Origin of the sequence: Cellulomonas aerilata (assembly GCF_007991755.1) — a bacterium.
GTDB lineage: Bacteria > Actinomycetota > Actinomycetes > Actinomycetales > Cellulomonadaceae > Pengzhenrongella > Pengzhenrongella aerilata.
Genome location: NZ_BJYY01000013.1, coordinates 142,167 through 167,778, shown reverse-complemented (window position 1 = coordinate 167,778; position 25,612 = coordinate 142,167). Strand labels below are relative to the sequence as shown.

The 25,612-nt window shown below is 75.9% G+C and carries 15 protein-coding genes and 1 pseudogene; 8 read left to right on the top strand and 8 right to left on the bottom strand.

From position 1 onward, the window contains the following. Positions 1-18: 18 nt before the first annotated feature. Positions 19-2,340: a putative bifunctional diguanylate cyclase/phosphodiesterase gene (locus CAE01nite_RS08990; RefSeq protein ID WP_146903028.1), complete on the bottom strand. Its 2,322-nt coding sequence runs from the start codon at positions 2,338-2,340 to the stop codon at positions 19-21. 147 nt (positions 2,341-2,487) lie between these two features. Then, on the bottom strand, positions 2,488-4,230 hold the full coding sequence (locus CAE01nite_RS08985; protein WP_146903025.1) for an ATP-binding protein: 1,743 nt from the start codon (positions 4,228-4,230) through the stop codon (positions 2,488-2,490). A 124-nt stretch (positions 4,231-4,354) separates the two neighbouring features. Between CAE01nite_RS08985 and CAE01nite_RS08980 the strand changes: the two genes are divergently transcribed. Then, on the top strand, positions 4,355-5,554 hold the full coding sequence (locus tag CAE01nite_RS08980; protein WP_146903022.1) for a YibE/F family protein: 1,200 nt from the start codon (positions 4,355-4,357) through the stop codon (positions 5,552-5,554). Between the two features lie 159 nt (positions 5,555-5,713). Further along, positions 5,714-6,133, top strand: a complete 420-nt coding sequence (locus CAE01nite_RS08975; protein WP_146903019.1) for a Fur family transcriptional regulator — start codon at positions 5,714-5,716, stop codon at positions 6,131-6,133. 9 nt (positions 6,134-6,142) lie between these two features. Here CAE01nite_RS08975 and aztD read toward each other — a convergent pair whose 3' ends face one another. After that, positions 6,143-7,447: a zinc metallochaperone AztD gene (gene aztD, locus CAE01nite_RS08970; protein ID WP_146903017.1), complete on the bottom strand. Its 1,305-nt coding sequence runs from the start codon at positions 7,445-7,447 to the stop codon at positions 6,143-6,145. A gap of 168 nt (positions 7,448-7,615) precedes the next feature. Then, positions 7,616-9,874: a diguanylate cyclase domain-containing protein gene (locus CAE01nite_RS08965; protein ID WP_146903014.1), complete on the bottom strand. Its 2,259-nt coding sequence runs from the start codon at positions 9,872-9,874 to the stop codon at positions 7,616-7,618. 155 nt (positions 9,875-10,029) lie between these two features. On the opposite strand from CAE01nite_RS08965, the pseudogene CAE01nite_RS08960 reads away from it, so the two are divergent. The 5 genes and pseudogenes from CAE01nite_RS08960 to CAE01nite_RS08940 all read left to right on the top strand — a co-directional run. Beyond that, positions 10,030-11,262 (top strand): annotated as a pseudogene (locus tag CAE01nite_RS08960) (PAS domain-containing protein); the annotation flags it as partial. A 95-nt stretch (positions 11,263-11,357) separates the two neighbouring features. Continuing rightward, positions 11,358-12,638, top strand: a complete 1,281-nt coding sequence (locus CAE01nite_RS18095) for a PP2C family protein-serine/threonine phosphatase (protein ID WP_307724986.1) — start codon at positions 11,358-11,360, stop codon at positions 12,636-12,638. A 58-nt stretch (positions 12,639-12,696) separates the two neighbouring features. Then, positions 12,697-13,629 carry an MBL fold metallo-hydrolase gene (locus CAE01nite_RS08950; RefSeq protein ID WP_146903005.1) on the top strand — a complete coding sequence of 311 codons (933 nt, stop codon included), beginning with the start codon at positions 12,697-12,699 and terminating at the stop codon, positions 13,627-13,629. Positions 13,630-14,128: 499 nt separating this feature from the next. After that, positions 14,129-15,811, top strand: coding sequence for a CYTH and CHAD domain-containing protein (locus tag CAE01nite_RS08945; protein ID WP_146903003.1), 1,683 nt, complete (start codon positions 14,129-14,131; stop codon positions 15,809-15,811). Then, positions 15,799-16,578 (top strand): 4'-phosphopantetheinyl transferase family protein, encoded by a 780-nt coding sequence (locus CAE01nite_RS08940; RefSeq protein ID WP_186816483.1) that lies wholly within the window; start codon positions 15,799-15,801, stop codon positions 16,576-16,578. Before CAE01nite_RS08945 ends, CAE01nite_RS08940 begins: the two co-directional genes overlap by 13 nt. Here CAE01nite_RS08940 and CAE01nite_RS08935 read toward each other — a convergent pair. From CAE01nite_RS08935 to CAE01nite_RS08920, 4 genes are all read right to left on the bottom strand, one after another. Beyond that, on the bottom strand, positions 16,548-17,969 hold the full coding sequence (locus CAE01nite_RS08935; RefSeq protein WP_222595865.1) for a M1 family metallopeptidase: 1,422 nt from the start codon (positions 17,967-17,969) through the stop codon (positions 16,548-16,550). The two genes, CAE01nite_RS08940 and CAE01nite_RS08935, sit on opposite strands and share 31 nt — an antisense overlap. After that, complete coding sequence (locus CAE01nite_RS08930; RefSeq protein WP_246131103.1) at positions 17,966-21,907, bottom strand: Pls/PosA family non-ribosomal peptide synthetase; 3,942 nt, start codon at positions 21,905-21,907, stop codon at positions 17,966-17,968. The genes CAE01nite_RS08935 and CAE01nite_RS08930 overlap by 4 nt, the downstream gene beginning before the upstream one ends. Beyond that, positions 21,904-22,959, bottom strand: a complete 1,056-nt coding sequence (gene ppk2 / locus CAE01nite_RS08925; RefSeq protein ID WP_246131102.1) for a polyphosphate kinase 2 — start codon at positions 22,957-22,959, stop codon at positions 21,904-21,906. Before ppk2 ends, CAE01nite_RS08930 begins: the two co-directional genes overlap by 4 nt. 545 nt (positions 22,960-23,504) lie before the next feature. Beyond that, positions 23,505-23,831, bottom strand: a complete 327-nt coding sequence (locus CAE01nite_RS08920; protein WP_146902994.1) for a hypothetical protein — start codon at positions 23,829-23,831, stop codon at positions 23,505-23,507. Positions 23,832-24,062: 231 nt separating this feature from the next. On the opposite strand from CAE01nite_RS08920, the gene CAE01nite_RS08915 reads away from it, so the two are divergent. Beyond that, entirely contained in the window at positions 24,063-25,544 is a 1,482-nt protein-coding gene (locus CAE01nite_RS08915) for a dihydrolipoyl dehydrogenase family protein (RefSeq protein ID WP_146902991.1), read from the top strand. Positions 25,545-25,612 lie beyond the last annotated feature (68 nt).

Here is a 25,612-nt window from a genome sequence, read left to right as displayed (position 1 = left end):
GCGGACGTCGGTGCGCCGTCAGCCGCGGGAGGCGATCACGCCCGACCCCTGCCGGGGAGCAGGCAGGGTGACGACCGCCGGGACGGGCGTCGCCGTCGGCCGCGCCGCCAGCGCGCGCAGGACCGTGGTGGTCTGCAGTGCCGGGGCGGGCCGGTGCAGCACGAAGCCCTGGACCGAGTCGCACCCGAGCAGCCGCAGCGCCTCGAGGTCCGCGACGGTCTCCACGCCCTCGGCGAGGACCCTCATGCCGAGGGCATGACCGACCGACACGGTGCCGGCGACGACCGCGTCGGTGGCGGGGCTGCCGACGGCGCGGATGACCGAGCGGTCCAGCTTGAGCACGTCGATGGGCAGGGTCCGCAGCGCCCAGAGGGACGAGTAGCCGGTGCCGAAGTCGTCCAGGGCGAGCAGGTGCCCCTGGGTGCGCAGCGCCTCGAGGGTCGGCAGGGCGGTGTCCATGACCGCGGCGACGGTCGACTCGGTGATCTCCAGCGTCAGCGACCGGGCGGGGAGCCCGGTGCGGGTGCGGTGCCCGGCGATCCGGTCGAGCAGGTCGGGGTCGGTCAGGTCGGACTCGCTGAGGTTCACCGCGACGGGGACGTCCAGACCCTCGGCGTGCCAGCGGGCCGCCTGGTCGGTGGCCATGCGCAGGACCTCGTCGGTGAGCATGCGGCTCAGCCCGGCCTCCACGGCGACCGGGAGGAACTCGGCGGGGCTGAGCAGGCCGCGGGTCGGGTGGGTCCACCTGACCAGGGCCTCGGCGCTGGTGACGTGGTCGGTGTGCAGGGACCGGACCGGCTGGTAGTGCACCTCGAGCCGGCCCGTCTCCAGGGCGACCCGCAGGTCCGCCAGCAGCGCCAGCCGGTCGACGCCGTCGGCGTCGCGGGTGGCGTCGTACTGCGCGACCCCGGTCCCACCGCGCTTGGCCGCGTACATGGCGGCGTCCGCCCGCGCGAGCAGCGCCTCCCAGGTGGTGCCGTCCCGGGGTGCGTGGGCGAGGCCGACGCTGGAGTCCACGCGCAGGACGAGCCCGCCGAGCTCGACCGGCTCCGCGATGACGCCCCGCAGCTGCTCGGCGACCGCGTACGCGTCCGCCTCCGCACCCTCCCGGGTCAGCACGGCGAACTCGTCGCCCCCCAGCCGGGCCACGAGCGTCCGGTCGCTGCCCACGCGGGCGGCCATCCGACGACCCAGGACCTGCAGGAGGTCGTCGCCCACCGCATGACCGAGGGAGTCGTTGACCTGCTTGAACCGGTCCAGGTCGACGATCATGACCGTGACCGGGTCGCCGGCGTGCAGCGCGGCCTGCACGCTCTCCAGGTAGCTGCGGCGGTTGGGCAGGCCGGTCAGCTCGTCGGTCCGTGCCTCCAGCCGCGCGGCGGCGAGCCTGCGGCTCTCGACCAGCGCGAAGAAGAGGCGGGCGCTGGCCAGCAGCACGGTCGCCAGCCCGGCCAGGCACACCACCAGGGGGAGTGCGTGGAGGGCGCCGGCGAACAGGATCCCGGTGCTGAGCACGCTCAGGGTCGCGGGCACCGCGATGCTGGCGCTGCCCTCCCGCACGGCGGTGGTCCGCGGTGGCCGCTGCCAGGCCGCCAGGCCCAGCGCGCCGAGGGCGAGGATCCAGCCGGCGTCCAGCGGGCCGGCGTCCACGTAGGTCCCGGCAGCCGTCTGCAGCAGGTACAGGCTGTCGGAGCCGAGCAGGACGACCGCGACCCACGCGAGCAGCCACCACGAGCGTCCCGGGCGCCACGCGTGCAGGTTGAACACCAGCATGAGCACGGCGAGCACGCCCAGGTCCGCGACCGGGTAGGCCAGGTTGGTCAGCACGACCGGGAGCCGTCCCTGGGTCAGCTCCAGGACGGGACGGAGCACCAGGGCGCCCAGCAGCGCCGCGGCCCCGAAGCCGCCCGTCAGGCTGTCGAGCCACAGGCTGGCGCGGACGCCGGCCACCCGGGCGCGCAGCAGCAGGACGAGGCCCGTCACCAGCAGGGGGTAGACGCCGATCCACCCCAGGTCGCCCCAGGACGGGTACGGCACGACGTCGGCCCCCACCAGGACCGCGTTGTAGTACAGGTCGCCGCACACGTACGCGAGCGGCGCGAGGCCGAGGAAGATCCAGGCCCGTCGCTCCGCGCCCACGAGCGCCGCCCGCAGGAGGCAGAGCGCCGCGGAGGCGACGACGACCCCGAGTCCCACCCCGCTGTCGAGCCAGCCGACGAAGACCGGCTGCGGGCCGCGCACACCGGGCAGCAGCGTGACGGCGTACAGCACCGCCACCACCGGGACAGCCAGGCGCAGCAGTGCGATGGCACGGGGTACGTGCCAGGTCGTCCGTCCCACGTGCGCTCCTCTGTCTGTGCCGACGGGTCCTCCATCGGCCGGGCGGCACGCCACCTGAGCCTGGGGGAGGACCCGACGGTGGCTGCCGACGGGCGACCGCCCTCCAGGGCGTCGACGGCGTCGGCGCGGCACCGGCATGCCCGGGCCCTAGCCGGCTCGGTGCGCGCTCGCGCCGGGGCTGCCGGGGCTGCTGAGCTCGGTGGACTGCGGGAGCCCGACGTGCACCGTGGCGCCCCCGCCCGGGGTGTCGGCGACCCAGATGCGCCCGCCGTGACGCTCCACGATGCGCTGGCACGTGGCCAGACCCACCCCGTGACCGGTGCGGGCGCCGGGGTCGAGGGTGGTGAACATGGCGAACACACGCTGTCGCTGGTCGGCGGGGATGCCCCGGCCGTTGTCCGCCACGGAGACGACCCAGCCGTCGTCGGTCGGCGCCGCCGTGACCTGCACCCGGCACGGCACGTCCGGACGCCGGTGCTTGATCGCGTTGCCCAGGAGGTTCTGCAGCAGCTGGCGCAGCAGGGACTCGTCGCCGAGGAGCGTGGGCAGCTCGCCGCCCTCGATCAGCGCGCCGGCTCCGACCACCTCGTGACGCAGGTCGACGACGGCGGCGTCCAGCACCTCGCGCAGGTCGACCGGACGCCGGACGCACCGGGTGGCGCCCGCCTGGGCGTAGGTCAGCAGTGCGTCGGTGAGGGCCAGGGTCCGGCCGAGGCCGCGCCGCGCGGTCGCCACCCAGCTGCGACCCTGGTCGCCGAGCGCGTCGTCGTACACCTCGTCGAGGAGCTCGAGGTAGCCGTCGACGACGGTCAGCGGTGAGCGCAGGTCGTGGCTCACCGTGGCGGCGAACTGCTCCAGCTCGTCGTTGGAGCGCTCGAGCTCCCGGGTACGGTCGGCCAGCTCCAGGTGCGCCGACTCGAGCGCGGCCCGCTGCTCCCGGTCCCGCGTGACGTCGCTCATCGCGATCACCGCACCGAGCCGGGTGCCGTCCGCGGCCAGCAGGGCGCGCCCGGACGTCGTCAGGCGCACCGGGGGACGGCCGTCGACGGCGATCACCCGCTCCTCGCCGCTGACGCTGCCCTCGACGAGCGCGCGCCGCAGCGGGCGCTGCTCGGGTGTCAGGCGGGTGACGCCGTCCGCGGCGAGGACGGTGTACCGGTCCAGGTGGTCACCGCGATCGAGCCGGGTGTCGGCGTCGACACCGAGCCAGTCGCGTGCCGCCCGGTTCAGCATGGTGAGACGTCCGTCCGGACCGGCGACGGCCACCCCGACGTCGATCGTCTCCAGGATCGCCTCGGTGAGCTCGTACCGCTCCTCCAGCGCGCCCATGGTGAGCTCGACCAGGGTGCGCTGCTCGTCGGCCTCGGCCGCGAGGTTGGCGTTGTCCCGGGCCTGCCGGCGACGCTCGAACAGGGCCATCACCACACCGGCGGCGTCCTCGAGCAGCCGCAGCTGCGCATGGGTCACGACCCGGGGCACCACGTCGAAGACGCACAGCGTGCCCAGCACGTGGCCGCTCGCGTCGACGAGGGGGACCGAGGCGTAGAAGCGCACCGCTGCGAGCTGCCCCGTCACCCACGGGTTCGTGGCGTAGTCCGGGTGGGTGCTCGCGTCGCGGGTCCACACGGTCCTGCCCTCGAGGAACCGCACGTCGCACATGGAGTCGGTGCGCGGGGAGTCGCTGCCACGGAAGCCCACCGTCGTCAGCTGGCACTGACGGTGGTCGTCGATCAGGTTGAGCGTCGCGGTGGGCACGCCGGCGACGGCCGCCGCCAGCCGGACCACTCCCTCGAGCTCGTCGTCCCGCACGGGCACGTCGAGCAGGCCGTACCCGCGCAGGGCGGCGACGCGCTGCGCCTCACCCACGATGACCTCCGGTGCTGTCCTCATCGTGGCTCCCATCGGCGCGCGGGGGGCAGGTGTGAGGGATGCGAGGGAGCCCCGGCGGTCGAGTCCGGGCGTCACGGCGTGTCGACGGCCTGCCGCCGGTGGGCGCCGGGTGAGGGTGGGCGCGATGACGACGCACGTGCACGGCTCCGGGTCCGCGGCCGCGACCCGACCGGTCCGTCGGCGGGCTCGGGTGATCGTCGCGGCGGTCCTCGTGCCTGCCCTGCTCGCGACCCTGGTGGCCGCGTACCTCCTGCGACCGACGAAGGCGGACCGCCCGGTCATGCAGACGACGGCGCCCGGGATGACCTTCCACCAGGTCACGGTCGAGCGGGTGCGCCCGGCCTCGACCGAGGCGGACCAGCAGGTCCGGGCGTCCATGTCGGACGGCTCGGACGTCGGTGTGCTGGTCCCGCCGGAGTACCTGCCCGTGCTGGCCCCGGGGGACCGCGTGCGCGTGGCCTACGTCGCCGAGGCGGCGGCAGAGGGGACGCCGTACCTGTTCGTCGACTACGTGCGCGGCCCGCCGCTGGGCTGGCTGGCCGCAGCGTTCGGCGTGCTCGTCGTCGCGGTGGCCCGGTGGCGGGGGATGGCCGCGCTGATCGGGCTGGGCCTGTCGCTGGTGGTGGTCGGCGGCTTCACGCTGCCCGCCCTGCTGGAGGGGCGCCCCGCGCTCCCGGTGGCGCTCGTGACCTCCTCGCTCATCATGTTCGTCGTCCTGTACCTGGCGCACGGCTTCACGACCCGGACCTCCACGGCCCTGCTCGGCACCCTGGTCGGCCTGGCCGCCACGGCGGGCATCGCGGCCTGGGCGAGCGGGGCGGCCCACCTGACGGGGCTGTCCGGCGAGTACGCCCTGGACGTGCAGTCCTACGCCCCGGCGGCGGACCTGCGGGCGGTGCTGCTCTGCGGCATGGTCCTGGCCGGGCTCGGGGTGCTCAACGACGTCACGATCACGCAGGCGTCGGCGGTGTGGGAGCTGCACGCCGCCTCGCCGCACGCGTCCTGGCGCGAGCTGTTCGACCGGGGGATGCGCATCGGTCGCGACCACATCGCCTCGACCGTGTACACGATCGTGTTCGCCTACCTCGGGGCGAGCCTTCCCCTGGTGCTCCTGCTCAGCATCTCGGACCGCTCCGTCCTGGACTCGCTGACCAGCGGGGAGATCGCCGAGGAGGTGGCACGGACCCTGGTCGGGTCGATCGGGCTGGTGCTCGCGATCCCCGTCACCACCGCCCTCGGCGCCTGGGTCGTCCGCTCCTCCTCCGGGGCACCCACGTCCTCCGGGGCACCCGCGGCGGAGCCGGTCGGCGTCGCGACGACCTGAGCGCGCGCCGTCTCAGCGCCCGTGGGGCGCTGATAGGTTCTCGTGCCCGGCAAGCATGCTCGCCGTGCCGGCCCGCATGCCCGGTCGGCATGCCGGGCCGGCACGGCGGTGCCGGTACGACGACGACGCAGCCCCGACCCGACCCGCGTGGAGGTGACCATGGCCGTCCAGCGCTCGACCCGGCAGCGCGCCGCGATCGAGTCCCTCCTGGCCGACGTCGACGACTTCCGCAGCGCGCAGCAGCTGCACGAGCTGCTGGGGGCGCGCGGCGAGCGCACCGGGCTCGCCACCGTCTACCGGACGTTGCAGTCGCTCACCGACGAGGGGGAGGTCGACGCGCTGCGCACGACCTCGGGCGAGCTGGTCTACCGCCGGTGCGAGCAGCGCAGCCACCACCACCACCTCGTGTGCCGGGTGTGCGGCCGGACCGTCGAGGTGGAGGGCCCGGGCGTGGAGGCGTGGGCCACCGCCGTCGGCGCGGAGCACGGCTTCGCCGACATCGAGCACACGCTCGAGCTCGTCGGGACGTGCTCCGCGTGCGCGGCACGTGAGCCGGGGCGCGGGGCGACCGGTCGCTGAGCGGGCGGGTCACCCGCGGTCGTGCGGCGCGTGGTCCTCCGCCTCGCCGGTCGTGCCCGTGAGCTCGTTCGGGACCACGTCCAGGTCCGCGGTGGCCCAGACCTCGCCGGTCTCGATGTCGACGGCGTGGACGGCCTGGGCGGCCGGGTCGGTGATGTAGGCCGACCCCTGCATCGTGAACACCTGCGGCTGCGGGTCCTGCCAGTTCTCCGAGACCTCCCAGGGGTCGATCACCGGGACCGATCGCACGACCGCGCCGGCCGCGGTGTCGACGACGTGCAGGGCGCCGTCGGTGCCGAGCACCACGCCCTCGCCGTTCTCGCCCCGGCCCAGTGACCGGTACCAGTAGGAGGAGGGCAGGTCGACCAGCCGCATCGTCGCCGTCCGGGTGTCGATCAGGGACACGCGCGTGGTCGGGTCGACCTCGGCGTCGGGGTCGCTCTTGTAGTCGCCCAGGACGACGGGGGAGTCCTGCGTGCCGAACTGGTTGCCGATGCGGCCGTACGGGTCCGGGCTCTGGACCTTGGTGAGGACGCCGTCGCGGTACACCAGGACGCCGTCGGTGCAGCCCAGGACGACTGTTTCGTCCGCGGCCACGGTCTCCCCGTGCACGTCGGGGCACCGGTCGTCCGCCGCGATCTCCTGGTTCTGGGCGTCCAGCACCCGGATGCCCGAGCGGCCCTCCTCGGTGCCCTCCGAGACCACCAGCCGTCCGTCGGACAGCTCGACCGCCACGCCGTGATGGACCGCGGGAGTCGTGTACGTGCGCTCCACCCGGTCCGGGTGCTCGAGGTCGGCGCTGTCGAAGGCGGTGACGTCCCCCGTGCCGTCGTCGAAGAGCACGGTGCGGCCGGCGTGGGTCACCACGTGCCCGGGCTCCTGCGCCGCCAGGACCGTCCCGGTGAGGTGGGGCCGGGCGGTGTAGAAGTGCGCGTGGTCGCCGTGCGGCTCCTCCCACGCGCCCGCGTCCAGCACGTGGAACCCGCCCCCGGCCGAGACGAGCACGTGACGCCCGTCGCCCGCCGGGTTCAGGCGGGTGAAGCCCTCGAGCGGCTCGTCGGCCAGCACCTCCAGCGTCGTGGCGTCCAGCACCTGCACCCCGCCGTCGTAGGTGAGGGCCAGCCGCGGTGACGACGCAGCGGCCTCGGTCGCCTCCGACGCCCCGTCCTGCCGGTCCTGCGCGGTGTCCGCGGAGGCGGGTGCCGCGGCGCCCGGGGCTGCCGGCTCGCCGCCGGTGCCGCAGGCGGTGAGCAGGAGCAGGGGTGCGGCGGCGGCCGCCAGGAGCGAGCGACGGTGGGTGCGGAGGGTCGGCATGGAGGTTCCTGTCTGCGGGGACGGACGTGGTCGGGACCCGTCACGCAGGTCGGCTCCCGGGGTCGGAGGACCCGCCGCAGACTCTAACGGTAATCATTATCACTAAGCGAACGGCGCACGTCGCGGCTGCCTGGCCGGGTGCTCACCGGCCGGCGCAGTGCCTGCCCGTCACCGGCCGGACGCCGGCTCCTCGGCGCCGTGCCGGGCCTTGGCGCGGTACATCCGCCGGTCGGCGGCGTGGACGAGGCCGTCGAAGTCGGAGCCGTCCTGCGGGTAGGCGCTGACCCCGATCGACGCGCGGACACTGACGGTCCCGCGCGTGGTGGTCAGCGGCTGGCACAGCGCGTCGGCGAGCTGGCCGGCGACGCGCTCTCCCTCCGCCCGGGCCTCCTCCTGGTCGACGGCGGGCAGGATCACGAGGAACTCGTCCCCGCCGAGCCGCGCGATGAGGTCACCGCGGCGCAGCCGGGTGCGCAGCCGGTCGGCGGCCGCCTGCAGGAGCTCGTCGCCCACCGCATGGCCGTGCAGGTCGTTGACCTGCTTGAAGCCGTCGAGGTCGACGTACAGCAATGCGACCCCTGTCTCGGCGACCTGCGCCTGCAGCAGGGTCGCCTCCAGCGACTCGGTCAGCCGGCGGCGGTTCAGCAGGCCGGTGAGCGGGTCGCGGTACGCCAGCCGCTCCACCTCGCGCAGGTAGCTCTGCGAGCGCTCGTGCTCGACCCGCAGCCGCTCCGCCGCGTCGACCCGGACGGTGACGTCGTTCTGCACGCCGATGTACTGGACGAGCCGTCCGTCATCGTCGAACACCGGCGCGACGTAGACCTCGTTCCACCACGGGGTGCGCTCGGGGCCCCGGTAGTTGAGCACGGTCTCCCGGGCCTCACGGCCCTCGGCGATCGCCGACCGCAGGCGCTCCACGGCCGCGGCGTCCGTGTCCGGGCCCTGGAGGAACCGGCAGTTGCGCCCCAGGGCCTCCTCGGCGCGCAGGCCCGCCAGGCGCTCGAACGCCGTGTTGACGTACACCAGGGGCTGGTCGGGGCGGGTGACGTCGCTGATCGTGACGCCGTTGCCGGTCGCGGCCAGGGCGCGGCGCAGCGTGCGCTCCGTCCCCCCGGCCGCGGGCTGCGGTGCGTCGTGCCGCCCGGGCACGACGCCGCCCCCCGCGTCCGCATCGGCGGCGTCGGGGGCGACCAGGCGGAGCGCGTCGCGGGGGAGCACGCGGGACATGAGCGCCTGCGCCGCGTCCGCGACCACCTCGCGGTCGTAGGTGAGGGCGAACTCGAACATGCGCTCGCGGTCCGGGCCGGTGTCACCCAGGTCCCGCGCGAGCAGCGCCGCGGCGAAGTGCGGCGCGAGCACCGCCACGTCCCACTCACCGCGCACGGCGTCGTCGGCGGCGAGGTCGGCGCCACGCACACCGGCCACCGGCTCGGCCGGCAGGCCCTCGCCGATCGCGGCGACGAAGCCGACCCGCGCGACCAGCTCGCGGTAGCGGTGCGCCGTCGCGGGCGTGAAGTGTCGCGCCTCCTGGAACGCCGAGACCACGGTGCACGTGGAGCCCAGTCGCATCGCCTCCCGCTCGAGGTGCTTGCTGACCTCGATCAGCAGGGCCTTCGTGGACCGCCGCAGCGGCGTGCCCTCGGGCAGGCACGCGAACGGGGACGCCTGCTCCCGGACGACCGGAGGGGTCCGCAGCTGCAGGGGGGCCGTCGGTAGGCCCGGCGCGAGACCGTCGCTCGGCCGGCCGAACAGCCAGCCCTGCCCCAGCCGCGCCCCGAGGGCGAGCGCCATGGTCAGGTGACCCTCGTGCTCGATGCCCTCGGCCAGGACCACCGTCCCGGCGCGCTCCGCCTCGGCGTTGACGGCGTTCATGATCTCGGCCAGCTCGGGACCCGGGCGCTGCTGCACGAGCCGCAGGTCGAGCTTGATGATGTCGGGACGCAGCAGCGGCATGAACGCCAGCGACAGGTCGTCCGCGCCGACGTCGTCCAGCGCGATGCGCCACCCCGCGGCACGCAGGCGCTGGACCGTCGCCAGCAGCTCCGCGGGCCGGGCGGCGATCGCGCGCTCGGTGATCTCCAGCACGACCTGGAGGTCGCGCGGCGCGGCGGCGCTGATGGCCAGGAGCTCCTCCAGCGGGGCGGTGTCCAGGACCTCCGGCTCGACGTTCACGAACAGCGTCAGGGGCGCGAGCACGCCGGCGGTGATCGCCGTGCGCAGCGCGGTCCGGCGGCACAGCTCGTCCAGCTCGCGCAGGCGCCCGGCCTCGCGTGCGGCGGCGAACAGCAGGTCCGGGCGCTCGAGCGGGCCCCGGGGGCCGCGGGCCAGTGCCTCGTAGGCCACGACGGCACCCGAGTCGAGCTCGACGATCGGCTGGAACACGCTGCGCACCCGGCCGAGCGCGAGCACCTCGTCGATATCCGTCATGGTCCTCTCCCCGTCGTGGCGGTCCCCGCGTCGCAGGTCGCGAGACCTCCATCGGCCACGCGCGTGGCGCGGTGAGCGGAACCGCCGATGTCACCCCCCAGTCGGCGGGAGGGGACGTGTGAGAGGGTCGGCCCGATGAGCAGCGAGGGCAGGCGATGAACGGTCCGGGGGGCGCCTCGACGGAGCAGCAGGCCGCACAGGCCCTGGCGCGGGACGCGGCGCGCACCGCCGCCGCGCGCCGGCTGCTCGAGGCCGGCGCCACCGAGGACGGCACCCTGCGCACGCTGGCCGGGCTGGCGGTGCAGCTGCTCGGGACCCCGGCCGCCGAGATCTCGCTGCTGACGGACGAGCGCGTCATCGTGGCCGCCGTCGACGCGCTGCCGGGCCCGGCGGGCACCCGGACCTCGCTCGAGGCCGCCCTGTGCACCCAGGCCGCCGTCACCGATGCCGGCATGGTCGTCGCCGACGCGGCCCGTGACCCCCGCACGCTGCACCACCCCGCCGTGGTCCGCGGGGCGCTGGGCGCGTACCTGGCGGTGCCGATCGTGAGCGACACCGAGAAGGTCGTCGGGGCCTTCTGCGTCTACGGTCCCGCCGCGCGGTCGTGGGACGACGGCGACGTCCGGACCCTGCGGCACCTGGCCTCCGCCGCTGCCGTGCGGCTGGAGGTCGGCGCGCTGGACCGCCAGTACGGCAGCGGCAGCCGCGAGTCGCTGCTCAACGCGGCCGTGGAGGCGGCGGCCCTCGGGACCTTCCAGTGGGACCTGTCGACCGGCGCGCTGCGGTGGGACGCCTCGCTGCTGGAGGCCTTCGGCTACGAGGAGAAGACCTTCCGCGGCACGATCGAGGCGTTCGACGCCCGGGTGCACCCCGACGACCTGGTGCACGTCCGCGTGGCGCTCGACCGGGCGATCGCCACGTGCGGGGTCTACGAGGCCGAGTTCCGGGTGCTCCGGCCGGACGGGACCGTCTGCTGGCTCACGGCTCGCGGCCGGGCGCTGCCCGGCGTGGACGGCCGGGCCGAGCAGGTGGTCGGCGTGACGACCGACACCACCGCCCTGCGCGCCCAGGAGGAGCGGGTGCGGGAGGTCCTCGAGGGCATGAGCGTGGCGTACTTCCGCGTCGACGAGAGCTGGCGCTTCGCGTACGTCAACGCCGAGGCCGAGCGCATCCTGGGCCGGCCGCGGGCGGACCTGCTCGGGGGAGACCTGTGGGACCTGTTCCCCGCCGCCGTCGGCACGCCGTTCGAGGTGAGCTACCGGCACGTCGCCGCCACCGGCGGGACGGTGGTGTTCGACGCGTACTACCCCGCCCCGCTGGACGCCTGGTACGAGGTCCGCGCGGTCCCCGAGCGCGGGGGTGTGGCGGCGTTCTTCACCGACGTGACGGCGCGCCGAAGGCACTGGAGAACGCGCTGCAGGCCGAGCGCAAGGCCACGCTGCTCGGCCGGGTCGCCACCGAGCTCGCCGAGGTCCAGGACCCGGTGCAGGCCCTGCGGGCCGTCCTGCCGATCCTGGTCCCCACCCTGGCCGACCTCGCCATCGCCAGCGTGCTCGACGAGGGTCCGACCACCTGGCGGCACCGCATGCGCGACGTCGCCTCGTTCCACCGCGACGCCGAGCTGCAGCCGGTGCTCGACGCCTACGTGGCGGTGCGGGTGCCGGCGCTGACCAGCGGCTCCCCGGTCGCCCGGGCGCTCGCGTCGGGTCGTCCGGCCACCGTCGTCGACGCCGGCCGGGCCCGACCCGGGGACCTGCTCGACGACGGCGAGGCGTACGCCCTGCTCCAGCGCCTGGCGCCGCACGCGACGGTGGTGCTCCCCCTGCGCGGTCGCGGGCAGGTGCGAGGTCTGCTGACGCTGGTCAACGAGGTCGACCGGGGCCCATTCACGTCCGAGGACATCGGGACGCTGCAGGACGCCGTGGCCCAGCTCGGCCTGGCGCTGGACAACGCGCACCTGCAGGCGGCGCGCCGGGACCTCGTCGAGGAGCTGCAGCGGAGCCTGCTGACCGAGCTGCCCCGGCCGGACCACCTGCACCTCGCGGCCCGGTACGTGCCGGCGGCCGCTGCGGCGCAGGTCGGCGGGGACTGGTACGACGCCTTCGTGCTGCGGGACGGCAGCACCTGCCTCGTCATCGGCGACGTCACCGGTCACGACCTGCGCGCTGCCGTCGCGATGGCGCAGATCCGCAACGTCCTGCGCGGCGGTGCCCACGCCGTCGAGACCACGCCGGCCGTCATCCTGCAGTCGCTGGACTGGGCCATGCACGACCTCGGCATCGACGTCCTGAGCAGTGCGATCCTGGCCACGCTCGAGCAGCCACCCGAGCTCGCCGCGCGCGGGCAGCACCGGATGCGGTGGTCCAACGCCGGGCACCTGCCGCCGGTGCTGCTGCACGCCGACGGACGTGCCGAGCTCCTCAACCACCGCACCGACCTGCTGCTGGGGGTGCACGCGCACCCGTCCCGGGTCGACCACACCCATCTGCTGGAGCCCGGCGCCACGGTGCTGCTCTACACCGACGGGCTGGTCGAGCGACGCGACGAGTCCTTGACCGTCTCCCTGGACCGTCTGCGGACGACCGTCGAGGAGCTGGCGGGCCTCCCGCTGGAGGAGCTGTGCGACCGGCTCGTCGCCGACCTGGCGCACGACAGCCAGGACGACGTCGCCGTCCTCGCCGTCCGCGCCGACCACCTGGGCGCCGCCGGTCCCGCCGAGGGTGGGCCGCCCTCCCGTCCAACCCGGCGCCGCGGCGACGCCTGAGCCGCCGACCGCGCACGTCCGGGTGCTCCTCGCCGCACCCACCCCAGGAGCAGCCGCCATGACCGTCCCCCTCGACTTCCGCACCGACGCCCCCGTCCCGGTCGACCTCGACGTCCGGTGGATCGACGGCACCGACCCGGACCAGCCGCTGGCCCAGGTGCACCGGCTGGACCGGCACACCGTCGTGATCCGCCAGTCCGGACGGACCGACCCCGAGGCGCCGTTCGTCTTCCTGCTCTTCGGCGACGAGCGCGCGCTGCTCGTCGACACCGGGGCCACCGCCGACCCGGCCCGCTGGCCCGTCCGGTCGCTCGTCGACGGCCTCGTCGAGGAGTGGCTGCGGGAGAACCCGCGCGGGACCTACCCGCTGACCGTCGTGCACACCCACAGCCACGGCGACCACACCGCCGGTGACGACGCGATGCGCGCCCGCCCCGGCACGACCGTGGTCGGCACCGACCTCGCGTCGGTGCGCGAGTTCTTCGGCTTCACGCGCTGGCCCGACGAGGTGGTCCCGCTGGACCTCGGCGGACGCGTCCTCAGCGTCATCGGCGGCCCCGGGCACGACGCCGCCGCGGTCGTCCTCCACGACCCGTGGACCGGCATCCTCCTCACCGGCGACACCGTCTACCCCGGCCGGTTGTACGTCCCGGACATGGCGGCCTTCGTCGCCACGCTCGAGCGGCTCGTCGCGTTCTGCCGGACCGTGCCCACGACGCACGTGCTGGGCTGCCACATCGAGATGTCCGCCCGGCCCGGCCGCGACCACCCGCTCGCGGCACCGCGGCACCCCGGCGAGCCACCGCTGCAGATGACCGTCGCCCAGCTCGAGCGCCTGCGGGACCGGGCCGTCGCGGTGGCCGACCGCCCGGGCGTGCACCGGTTCGACGACGTCGTGGTCTACAACGGGAACCGGCGCCGCGACCGGCGCCGGCTGGCGGCCCGCGGCCGCCTGGCGCAGGTCGCCGCCCGGGTCACCCGCACCCCCTAGAACGCGACGCCCGCCCCGTCGTCCGGGAGGTCGCGGTCGACGCGCCGGGCACCTGCCACCGCGGACCGGCCGTCCCGCGGACCCACGCGGCCGTCCAGTGCGACGTCCGGGACGTGTCGGATGCCCGGAACGGTCGACGAGGTCGCACTCGGGCCACACGGGTCGCACGGCCGTCCGGTGACCCGCCGATCCGCCGTCCCGCTGACCCGCCGTTCACCGTCCCGGCGGCGTGGTGCCGCCCGCGCGTGGGACGGCGTTCACCGGCATGGAGGAGCCTCGGGCCGGTCACCCCCGGCGATCGGTGAATCCGTGCAGCGTCCGTTCCTGAGCGGCCTCTTCTGCGGCCTGGCGACCGTCATGGCGCTGGCCGCCCTCGCGGCTCTCACGTCCGTCGGGGCGCCGCCGTGACCGCCCGCCCGCCCGACGGTGGGCCGGACCTGCACGGAAGCCGCGCACCGAGCGGTGACGGTGTGTCGTCGGCCCCTGGTAGAACAGGCGGATGGTGACGGTTCACGACGAGGTCGAGACGAAGTACGACGCGGACGCCGACTTCCAGGTACCCGGTCTGGTGGAGCTGTTCGGGCCGCTGCGTGGTCGCGACGGCCTGCCGGACGCCGACGGCACCCCGTGGTCCGAGGGCGAGGCCGCGCAGCACGAGCTCCGCGCCGTCTACTACGACACGGTGGACCTCCGTCTCGCCGCCTCGGGCCTGACCCTGCGCCGTCGTGAGGGGGGTGACGACGGCGGGTGGCACCTCAAGGTCCCCGTCCCCGACGGGGCACGGTCGGAGGTCCGCCTGCCGCTGGAGGACGGTGCCGACGCCGTCCCCCAGCAGCTGGTCACCATGACCTACGCGCGCACCGCCGGCCGACCGCTGGTGCCGGTCGCGCGGATCGAGACGCAGCGGACCGTGCGCCGGCTGGTGGACCCGACCGGCCGCGTGCTCGTCGAGGTCGCCGACGACCGGGTCACCGCGCGACGGCTGGGCGACGCCGCCGGTGCGGGCGGCGACGCCGCCGACGCCCCGGACGGGGCGCAGACGTGGCGGGAGATCGAGGTCGAGCTGGTCGACGGACCCCGCGAGCTGCTCGCGGCGGTCGACCCGCTGCTCCGCGAGCGCGGCCTGGTGCCCGCGGCCAGCGCCTCCAAGCTCATGCGCACCCTCGGCGTGGACGGTGGGTCGACCGCGGCGCCGGACGCGCCGCGCCCGAAGGCGAGCAGCACGAAGGCGGCCAAGGCGAAGAAGGCCGAGCAGGAGGCGAAGGACGCGGAGCGCCGTGCGGCGCGGGCGCTGCGCCGCGGGCCCGCCGCCGACGTCGTCCTGGACGCCGTCGGGACGCACGTCGCGCAGATCCGCGACCAGGACCTGCTCGTGCGGCTGGACGCCCCGGGCGCGGTGCACGCCATGCGGGTCGCCACCCGGCGGCTGCGCAGCACGCTGACGACCTTCGAGCCGTTGTTCCACAGCACGGTCACCCGGCCCCTCACGCGTGAGCTGCGGCGGCTGGCCGCCGTGCTGGGGACGGCTCGCGACGCGGAGGTCATGGGTGAACGGCTCGAGGCCGCGGTCGCCGGGGAGGAACCGGACCGGCGCCTGGGGGCGACGGTCGCCGACGAGGTCAGCGACCAGTCGGCGCAGGCGTACCGGGAGGCCCACGAGGGGGTCGTCCGCGCCCTGGAGAGCGAGCGCTACCGCACGCTGCTCGACACGCTGGAGGCGCTGCTGACGAACCCGCCGCTGCAGGACCGGGCGTCCGGCCCCGCGGCCGAGGTGCTCGGCGCCCTGGTCGCCCAGACGTTCGCCGACCTGCGCACCGCCATGACCGAGGCGCACAGCGCCACCGAGGCGCACGAGCGCACCGAGCGGCTGCACGACGCCCGCAAGGCCGCCAAGCGCGCCCGCTACGCGGCCGAGGCGGTCACCCCGGTGTTCGGCAAGGACGCCCGGGCCTTCGGCACGGCCATGGAGAGCGTGCAGGAGGCGCTGGGGGAGCACCTGGACTCGGTGAACACCGTCGCCCACCTGCGTGAGCTGGCCCAGCACACCTCCCAGCCCAGCACGGCCTTCACCTACGGGCGGCTGCACGCGCTGGAGGAGCTGACGGCGGAGCGCTCGCGGGCGGCGGCCGACGCCGTGTGGTCGGCGGCCGGCAAGAAGTCCCTGCGCCGGTGGCTGCTCTGACCCCTGGCGCGACCGTCGTGCTGGACGTGTGGTCCCTGAGCCCGCGGGACGTCCCCGTCACGCACGCCGACCGGCTCCTCGACGACGTCGAACGGGGGCGCGCCGCCGCGCTCCCGGGGCCGGCCGCCGTCCGCTTCACGCTGGGGCGAGCGCTGCTGAGGTCCGTGCTGGCCGAGCGTCTCGGCTGCGCGCCGGGCCAGGTGCGGCTCCGGGTGTCGTGCCCGGCCTGCGGCGGCGGCCACGGACCGGTCACCGTCACCGGGCCCGCGGCCGCCGGCGACGCGGCGCCGACCCACGTCAGCGTCACCCGGTCCGGACCGCTGGTGGCCGTCGCCGTGTGCTCCCACGGCCCGGTCGGCATCGACGCGGTGTCGCCGGCCGCGGTGGGCGCGGCCCCCCTGGCCGACGTCGCGCTGTCCCCGGTGGAGCTCGCCCGGCACCGCCGCCGGTGGCCGCAGGCGGTGGCCACCCGCGCGCTGGCCCGGGCGTGGGTGCGCAAGGAGGCGGCGCTGAAGGCGCTGGGCACCGGGCTGTCGGTCGCCCCCGGGACGCTGGAGCTGCACCGCGCGCGACGGGCGGCCCGGGGCGTGGACGCCGTGGCGGGGGACGCGGTCGCCGTCGCGGACCTGCGCCTGGGACGGGGGACGGCCGGGGCGGTCGCGGTCCTCGCGCCCGACCTGCTCCCGGGGGCGGCGCCCGCGTCGGGCGGCCGGCCCGGGACCCTGGTGGTCCGCCGCTACGACGGGGCGCGGCTGCTCGTCGGGTGACGCAGGTGGTCGAGCAGCCGGCGGGGGAGCGACGGCGCCGGCCCGGGCAGCGGCGGCAGCGCCGGACGGTCCAGCCAGTCGGTCAGCAGCTCCTCCACGCGGGCCACCTGGGCCTCGCCACCGCTGCGCCCGGCGACCTCGGCTGCCAGCGCCCGCAGGTCGGCGGTGGTGACGGTGCCGCCGCGGTGACGGCCCGTCCAGGTGTGGACGAGCTCGCGGTACGGCGCGTCGCCCAGGGTCCGCCGCAACGCGTGCAGCGTCAGCGCTCCGCGCTTGTAGACGCGGTCGTCGAACAGGTCGGACGGACCGGGGTCGGCCAGCGTCAGGTCCTGCGGCAGCCGCGCCAGCGCGTCGTGGTGGTCGCTCGCCAGGGCGTCGGTCGTCGGCCCGCCGGAGACCTCCGACCACAGCCACTCGGCGTAGCAGGCGAAGCCCTCGTTCAGCCAGATGTGCTGCCAGCCGGCCACGGACACCGAGTTGCCGAACCACTGGTGCGCCAGCTCGTGCGGCACGAGCCGCCCGGCGTCGTCGTCGGCGCCGGACCCCAGGTGGTTGGAGCCGAAGACCGCCATCCCCTGCGCCTCGAGCGGGATCTCGAGCGGGTCGGGCGTGACGACCAGCGTGTAGGCGTCGAAGGGGTACGGCCCGAAGAGGTCGACGAACGCGTCCATCATCTGCGGCTGCCGGGCCAGCCGACGACGCGCCCCCGCGACCAGGTGCGGCGGGACCAGTACCCGCTGCCGCACGGGCGCGTCCACGAGGACGACGTCCGCGTACCGCCCGATCTGCACCGTCGCCAGGTAGGTCGACGTCGGGTACGGCTCGTCGAACTCCCAGGTCGTCGCCCCGGCGCGGGGGCGCGCGGCGACCGGGGTGCCGTGGGCGACGACGACGTACGGGTTCTCCACCGTGACCGACGTGCGGTAGGTGGCCCGGTCGTCCGGGCGGTCGTTGCAGGGGAACCACGACGGGGCGCCGGTGGGCTGGCTGGCCACGATGACGCCGTCCTCGAGCTCCTCCCACCCCACCTCGCCCCACGGGCTCGCCACCGGACGCGGTGCGCCGGCGTACGTGACGTGCACCCCGAGCACCGTCTGCGCCGGTGCCGGGTCGGCCAGCCGGACCGTCAGCGTGCCGCCGCGGTGCCGGTACCGGGCGGGCGGCGCACCGTCCACCAGGACGCCGTGGACGGACAGCCCGCTGAGGTCCAGCCGGAGCTCGGACAGGGGCTCCAGGGTCCGCACCCGCAGGTGGGCGGTCCCGCTCAGGCGGTTGGTGCGCACCCGGTAGTCGAGCTCGAGGTCGTAGTGCTCGACGTGGAACCGCGGGTCGCCGTGACCGAAGGCGTACGGGTCGGGCCGGGGCCCGCCGAGGCCGGGCGTCGCCCTCACGCGGCCGCCCCGGCGTCGCGCCACGGGGCGATCGGGTTGCCCACCCAGCGCGAGCCGGCGGGGACCGTCTCCCCGCGCAGCACGAGGGACGCGGGGCCGACCGTGGCGCCGTCGTCCAGCACCGCCGCGGGCAGGATCACGCCGTGCGGCCCCAGGGTCGCGCCGGCCCCGACCGTGACGGTGTCCAGGGCCATCACCCGGTCGTGGAACAGGTGCGTCTGGACGACGCAGCCGGGACCGACGGTGGCGCCGTCGCCGAGGTGGACCAGGTCCGCCTCCGGCAGCCAGTACGTCTGGCACCACACCCCGCGACCGAGGCGTGCACCGAGCCCCCGCAGCCACCACACCAGCGCGACACTACCGTTCACCGCGTCGGCGAACAGCGGGGCGGCGACCACCTCGACGAAGGTGTCGGCGAGCTCGCTGCGCCAGACGAACGAGCTCCACAGGGGGTGCTCGCCCGCCGTGAACCGGCCGATCAGCAGCCACTTCGCCGCGATGGTGACCACGGCACCGACCACGCCCGTCGCCAGCAGGACCACGCCGCCGCCGACGACGGCCAGGCCCCAGCCGCCCACGGTCACCAGCCACTGCAGGGCCAGGGCGGTGCCGACCCACAGCAGGCCCAGGACCAGCACGGGGACCACCCGGCACGCCTCGACGGCCGCACGGGCGCGCCGCAGGGCGGGCGTCGACTCGTAGGTCCGCTCGCCGTCGTCGACGGTGGCCGACCGGGCCAGGAGCACGGGGGGGCTGCCGATGTAGCTGGAGCCCGACCGGGCCCGGTCCGGCGCCGCGGAGAGCACGGCCACGAGGCCGTTCTTCGGGACGGTGCGGCCGGGGGCGGTCATGCCGGAGTTGCCGAGGAAGGCGCGCCGACCCACCTTGGCGGACGCCACCCGCAGCCACCCGCCGCCCAGCTCGTAGGCGGCGACCATGGTGTCGTCGGCGAGGAACGCGCCGTCGCGGATCCGCATCATCGTCGGGATGCCGACCACGGTCGAGATCTCGGTCCCCCGACCGACCTGCGCGCCCAGCAGACGCAGCCACGCGGGTGTGGCGCTGGAGGAGTACAGCGGGAACAGGCACGTGCGCGCCGCGTCCATGAGCCGCTCGACGGTCCAGGCCCGCACCCCCGCGGCGGACCGGACGGGGTGGTACCCCTCCGGCAGCGAGCCGCCGAGCCCCCGCACGCCGAGCACGACGAGCGCGGCGTACGTGAGGTAGCCGACCGGGACCGCCAGCAGGGTGGCTCCCAGCGCGGGCGCGACGGCGGAGCCCAGCGACGGCGCGTCGGCGAGCACGCCGACCAGCACGGCCAGCGCCGCGAGCGCCGCCACCACGGGGACCGCGCCGACGCCCGCCCCGGCGACGCCGTAGACCACGGTCCAGGCCCACCCGCGCCGGACCGGTGGGCGCGCCGCCGGCCACGGGTGCCGGGCCTCGTGCCGGCGGGTCGCGGGGGACCCCGACCAGTACTCGTCCCTGCCCGTGACGCCGTGGACGGCCGATCCCGCGGCCACGTCCGTCCCGGCACGCACCCGCGCACCCGGCAGCAGGACGCTGCGCGCGCCGACCGTCGCTCCGGCGCCCACCTCGACCCGGCCGACGTGCAGGACGTCCCCGTCGACCCAGTGGCCGGACAGGTCGACCTCCGGCTCGATCGCGCAGCCGTCGCCCAGCGTGAGGAGGCCGGTGACGGGCGGGACCGAGTGCAGGTCGACGTCGCGGCCGATCGAGGCCCCGAGCGCCCGGGCGTACAGGCTCACCCACGGCGCGCTCGCCGGGGTGACGGCACCGAAGCCCTCGACGAGTCGTTCCGCGGCCCACAGGCGCAGGTGCACGGGCCCGCCGCGCGGGTACGTGCCCGGGCGCACCCCGGCGAGCAGCAGGCGGGCACCGAGCGCACTCACCCCGAGCCGCCCGAGCGGGCTCACCGTCACCAGCCAGCCGAGCGCGACCCACCCCCACGGGACGGCCACGGCCCACGCGACGTCGCCCACCCGGTCCAGCAGCAGGTTCACGGCGGCCAGCACCGTCAGCCAGCGCAGCGCGACCAGACCGCGCAGCGGGAGCAGGGCCAGCAGCTGCACCGCCTGGGCGGCCCGGCCGACCGGTGACACGGGTGGACGGGCGGCGCCGGTCCCGTCGGCCGGTCCGTCGCGGTCCGGCCACCGCCGGACCAGGTGCCGCGCGAGGTCACCCACCGCCGGGTGCGCGTACACCTCGGCGACCGTGACCTCCGGGTACCGCGAGCGCAGCGCCGAGACGAGCTGCGCGGCGGTGAGCGAGCTGCCGCCGTAGGAGAAGAAGTCGTCGTCCTCGTGCTGGGGGCGGGTGCCGATCACCGCGGCCCACTGGGCCCCGACCCAGCCCGCCAGCCCGGTCAGCGGTGTCGAGTCCGGCAGGTCGGCGTCCGGCAGCGGCCAGGGCAGCGCGTCCCGGTCGACCTTCCCCGAGGTGCGCGTCGGGATGTGGTCGACGACGGCCAGGACCGGCACCATCGAGCCGGGCAGGGTCTCGCGCAGGACGGGCAGCAGCCCGTGCACGTCCAGGGTCTGCCCGTGGTGCGGCGTCAGGTAGCCCACCAGCACGGTGCCCCCCGCGGCCGAGCGCCGCACGGCGGCCGCCGCCGCGGCGACCCCGGGCAGGGCCTGCATGGCGGTGTCGACCTCCGCGAGCTCGATGCGGTGACCGTTGACCTTCACCTGGTCGTCGGCGCGGCCCACGAAGAGCAGGCCGGCGGGGTCCCGCACGACCAGGTCGCCGGTGCGGTAGGCCCGGTCCCACCCGAGCGACCCCAGCGGGCCGAACCGGGCCGCGTCCAGCACCGGGTCCAGGTAGCGCGCCACCCCGGCGCCGGCGATCACGAGCTCGCCGGTGGCGCCGTCGGGCACCTCGTCGCCCTGCGGGTCGACGACGGCCAGGTCCCAGCCGGCCAGCGGGAGCCCGATCCGGACCGGCTCGTCCGGACGCAGCAGCGCGGCGCACGCGACCACCGTCGCCTCGGTCGGCCCGTAGGTGTTCCACAGCTCGCGGCCGGGCGCCCACAGCCGGGACGCGAGCTCGGGTGGCACGGCCTCGCCGCCGAAGACGAGCAGGCGCACGGCGTCGAGCGCGTCGGCGGGCCACATCCCGGCCAGCGTGGGGACGGTCGAGACCACGGTGACGTCGCGGTCCACGAGCCACGGGCCCAGCTCGGTCCCGGCCCGCACCAGCGCCCGGGGCGCGGGGAGCAGCGTCGCCCCGTGGCGCCAGGCCAGCCACATCTCCTCGCAGGACGCGTCGAACGCCACGGACAGCCCCGCCAGCACCCGGTCACCGGGACCGATCGGGGCGTCACGCAGGAACAGCTCGGCCTCGGCGTCGACGAACGCCGCCGCGCTGCGGTGGGTGACCGCCACGCCCTTGGGGCGCCCGGTGGAGCCGGAGGTGAAGATGATCCACGCGTCGTCCCCGAGCCCGGGCGCACGGGGGGAGGCCACGGCGTCGCGCACCGCGAGCGCGCCGCCGTCGGGACCCAGCGGGTCCGGTCCGTCACCGAGGACGGCGGCGACCCCTGCGTCGGCGAACACCCGCTGCGCCCGCTCCTCGGGGTCGTCCGCGTCCACCGGGACGTACGCCGCACCGGCGTGCAGGACGGCGAGGACCGACACGTACAGGCCCACGGTGCCGGACGACGCACGCACCCCCACCCGGTCCCCGGGGCCGACGCCCACCGCGGCGAGCCGCCCGGCCCGGACCGCGACGGCGTCCGCCAGCGCCGCGTACGTCAGGACCTCGTCGCCGTCGTCGATCGCCGGGACGTCCGGGTGACGGGCGACCGTGGCCGCGAACAGGTCGACCAGGGTTCTGGGTGCGGCCGCCCGGTCACCGGCGCGCAGCGGCGACGCCGTCGAGGACGGCAGGCCTGCGTGCCGGTCACCGCGCGACGTCACCAACCCCGCGACTCCGAGCCGGTCTCGTCGGTCTCGACGAGGTCCCGTCCCCGGCCGACGATCAGCGGGTCGGGGGTGCCGACGACCGTGGGGTTCTTGCCCTCGTAGTCGAAGCGGTCCAGCACGTGCCGCATGGCCTCCAGGCGCGCGCGCTTCTTGTCGTTGCTCTTCACCACGGTCCACGGGGCGTGGTCGGTGTCCGTCCGGGCGAACATCTCCTCCTTGGCCGCGGTGTAGGCGTCCCACCGGTCCAGGGACTCCAGGTCCATGGGGGACAGCTTCCACTGGCGCACGGGGTCGATCTGCCGGATGAGGAACCGGGTGCGCTGCTCGGCGTGCGAGACCGAGAACCAGAACTTGACCAGGTGGATGCCGGAGTCGACGAACATCCGCTCGAGCTTGGGCGCCTGGCGCATGAACTCCCGGTACTGCTCCTGGGTCGAGAAGCCCATGACGCGCTCCACGCCGGCCCGGTTGTACCAGGAGCGGTCGAACAGGACCATCTCGCCGGCCGCGGGCAGGTGGGAGATGTAGCGCTGGAAGTACCACTGGCTGCTCTCGCGCTCGGAGGGCTTCTCCAGCGCGACGGTCCGGGCACCGCGGGGGTTGAGGTGCTCGGTGAACCGCTTGATCGTGCCGCCCTTGCCGGCGGCGTCCCGGCCCTCGAAGACGACCACCAGCTTGCCGCCGCTGGCCTTGATCCAGCTCTGCAGCTTGAGCAGCTCGATCTGCAGCGCCCGCTTGGCGACGTCGTACTCCCGGCGGGTCATCCGCTCGGGGTAGGGGTAGCCCTCGCGCCAGGTGTCGACGACGGTGCCGTCCGGGCGCAGCAGCACCGGCTCGCCCTCGTCGTCGATCTCCACCCGGAACCGCGACAGGGCGCGGCGCAGGTCCTCGGGCAGGTCGCTCTGCACCGCGCCGGCCAGCGCCGACCCCGCGGCCCGGGACATCTCGGTGATCAACGTCGACGCGCCTGGTCCGTCCGACCCGGCCGACGTCGTCGCCGCGGGCGCGCGTGTGCCGACCGTCCCGCTCTCACCGTTGCCGTTCATGGAGCTCCCTGGTTCTTCTGCGGGTCGAGGAGGGGGTGGGCAGGGGCGCGCGCCGTGCACCGGCCGCCGGCCCGACCCGTCCGTCGCGCCGACGGCTCATGGTTCCCCGCTCCCACGTCCCGCGCCTGCGCTGGCGGGTGGGCACGGCGGGTGGAGACGGCGGGTGGGCACGGCGGGTGGGCACGCGAGGTCCACGCGACGAGGTCGAGGCGCGGGCGCGGACGTCGCGACCGCGCCGCTCGGCAGCCGGGTCACCCGGAGTCCCGTGAGCGGGTGGGTCACCGGGTCGGCCTGCCGGCGTCCCCGGGCAACGACCGGCGCAGGTCGGCCGGGTCGGGTCCCGCCGCCCGTCGCCGGCATCGGCGGGGGGACGAGGACGACCACACCGACCCCCTCGACCCGTTGGCACGCCGGACGGCGCGCGCCGCACGGTAGCGGGCCCGGGTGAACCGCAGGTGACCACGGGGTGACGCGGGGCATCCGGCCGCGCCGACGACGCGGGTGCGGTGACGTGGGGGGGCGTGCTGGGTGCGCCCCGGGAGTCGTCAGTGGCGCAGGGCGGCGTGCCCGCGGCGGAGGCGGTCGCTCGCGGCGCGGGCCGTGCGGCCGGGGGCGTCCGCGACCCGGCCGCGGACCCGGCGGACCCGCGACAGCAGCGATGTCGTGCCGTGCCCGTGGGCGTCACGGGCGCCGACGAACTCCAGGCGTCCCGAGCCCGCCTCCTCGGTGGCGGTCACGCGGTAGTCGACCTCGAGGACGGCGTGGTCGACGTCGACGACGGCGACCGTCAGCGGCTCGCCCGTGCGCGGCGCCTTGCGCCAGCGGAACAGCCGGCCCTCCAGCGGTCCGTCGACGCAGATGTACTCGGCCACGACACCCTCCCTCTTCCCGGCCGACAGGGGCCGGGACCAGTGGACCGCACTTTCACCCGTGACGGCCACTGTCCATGTGGTGTACGACCTGGTGGTTTCGCCGCGTGGTCGGACGCGTGAACATCCGCCGGGTCGGGCCGCGTCCTTGGCGCGCACGTGCGGGCCGGTGGAGCATGGGCCGCACGCCCAGGATCCCGCCCGACACCGGATCCCGCACCCGAGGGGACAGCCATGACGCAGACCGAGCCCGAGCACGACCCGAGCGAGCAGACCTTCGACGTGGTGGTCCTGGGGGCCGGCGCCGTCGGCGAGAACGTGGCGGACCGCGCCGGCCGGCGGGGCTTGTCCGTCGCCGTCGTCGAGAGCGAGCTCGTCGGCGGTGAGTGCTCCTACTGGGCCTGCATGCCGTCCAAGGCCCTGCTGCGCTCGGGGTCCGTGCTGGCCGCGGCCCGAGCAGTGCCGGGGGCGGCGGAGGCCGTGACGGGCGGCGTCGCGGCCCGCGCGGTGCTCGCTCGCCGGGACACCATGGCGGCGGACTGGGACGACAGCGGGCAGGTCAAGTGGCTCGACGGTGCCGGCATCGAGCTCCTGCGGGGTGCGGCCCGGTTCACCGGACCGCGCCGGCTCGAGGTGCGTGACGCCGGGACGGGCGCCGCCACCACCGTCGTCGCCCGGCACGCCGTCGTCGTGGCCACGGGGAGCGAGCCGGTGCTGCCCGACCTGCCCGGCCTGGCGACCGCCCGGCCCTGGACGAGCCGTGAGGCGACGTCCGCGGACCGGGTCCCGGGATCGCTGGCGATCATCGGCGGCGGGGTCGTGGCGGCGGAGATGGCGACGGCCTACACCGACCTGGGCAGCCGGGTGACGGTCCTGGTGCGCGGCGCCCGACTGCTGGCGGGCCTCGAGCCGTTCGTCGGCGAGGCGGTGACCTCGGCGCTCGTGGATGCCGGCGCGGACCTGCGGCTGGGCGTGCAGGTGGAGCGGGTGGAGCGCGACGCGTCCGGCGTCCGCCTGCACCTGTCCACCGGCGACGTCGTCGTGGCGGACGAGGTGCTCGTCGCCACCGGACGACGGCCGCGGACCGCGGACCTCGGGCTGGATGCCGTCGGGCTGGAGCCGGGCTCACGGCTCGAGGTGGACGACCGCATGCAGGTCACGGCCGTCGACGGCGGGTGGCTGTACGCGGCCGGCGACGTGACCGGCCGGGTCGCCACCACTCACCAGGGGAAGTACGACGCGCGCGTCGCCGGCGACGTCGTCGCCGCGCGCTTCTCCGCGGACGGCGGCGGCGAGCACTGGGGCGGCCCGGTCGAGGCCGCCGAGCCGTGGTCCCGCTACCGCGCGACGGCAGACCACGAGGCGGTCCCGCAGGTGGTCTTCACCCGTCCCGAGGTCGCCACCGTCGGGCTCACCGAGGACGCGGCGCGCGACGCCGGGTACCCGGTGCGGGTGGTCCGCTACGACATCGGCTCGGTCGCCGGCGCGGCGATCGCGGCGGACGGCTACCAGGGCACCGCCGCGATCGTCGTGGACACCGAGCGGGAGGTCGTCCTCGGCGCCACGTTCGTCGGGCCGGACGTCGCCGAGATGCTGCACTCGGCGACGATCGCCGTCGTCGGGCAGGTGCCGCTGTCGCGGCTGTGGCACGCGGTCCCCGCGTACCCCACGGTCAGCGAGGTGTGGCTGCGGCTGCTGGAGGGGTACGGGCTGTAGCGCCGGCCCGGACGGGCCCGGACGCACGTCGGCCGGTCGCCACGGGGGCGACCGGCCGGCGTCCGTGC

What these genes read in the sequence shown, in the direction of transcription:
- CAE01nite_RS08985 (WP_146903025.1), bottom strand. Translation starts at nt 4,230, where the DNA reads ATGAGGACAGCACCGGAGGTCATCGTGGGTGAGGCGCAGCGCGTCGCC.
- CAE01nite_RS08980 (WP_146903022.1), top strand. Translation starts at nt 4,355, where the DNA reads ATGACGACGCACGTGCACGGCTCCGGGTCCGCGGCCGCGACCCGACCG.
- CAE01nite_RS08975 (WP_146903019.1), top strand. Translation starts at nt 5,714, where the DNA reads ATGGCCGTCCAGCGCTCGACCCGGCAGCGCGCCGCGATCGAGTCCCTC.
- aztD (WP_146903017.1), bottom strand. Translation starts at nt 7,447, where the DNA reads ATGCCGACCCTCCGCACCCACCGTCGCTCGCTCCTGGCGGCCGCCGCC.
- CAE01nite_RS08965 (WP_146903014.1), bottom strand. Translation starts at nt 9,874, where the DNA reads ATGACGGATATCGACGAGGTGCTCGCGCTCGGCCGGGTGCGCAGCGTG.
- CAE01nite_RS08950 (WP_146903005.1), top strand. Translation starts at nt 12,697, where the DNA reads ATGACCGTCCCCCTCGACTTCCGCACCGACGCCCCCGTCCCGGTCGAC.
- CAE01nite_RS08945 (WP_146903003.1), top strand. Translation starts at nt 14,129, where the DNA reads ATGGTGACGGTTCACGACGAGGTCGAGACGAAGTACGACGCGGACGCC.
- ppk2 (WP_246131102.1), bottom strand. Translation starts at nt 22,959, where the DNA reads ATGAACGGCAACGGTGAGAGCGGGACGGTCGGCACACGCGCGCCCGCG.
- CAE01nite_RS08915 (WP_146902991.1), top strand. Translation starts at nt 24,063, where the DNA reads ATGACGCAGACCGAGCCCGAGCACGACCCGAGCGAGCAGACCTTCGAC.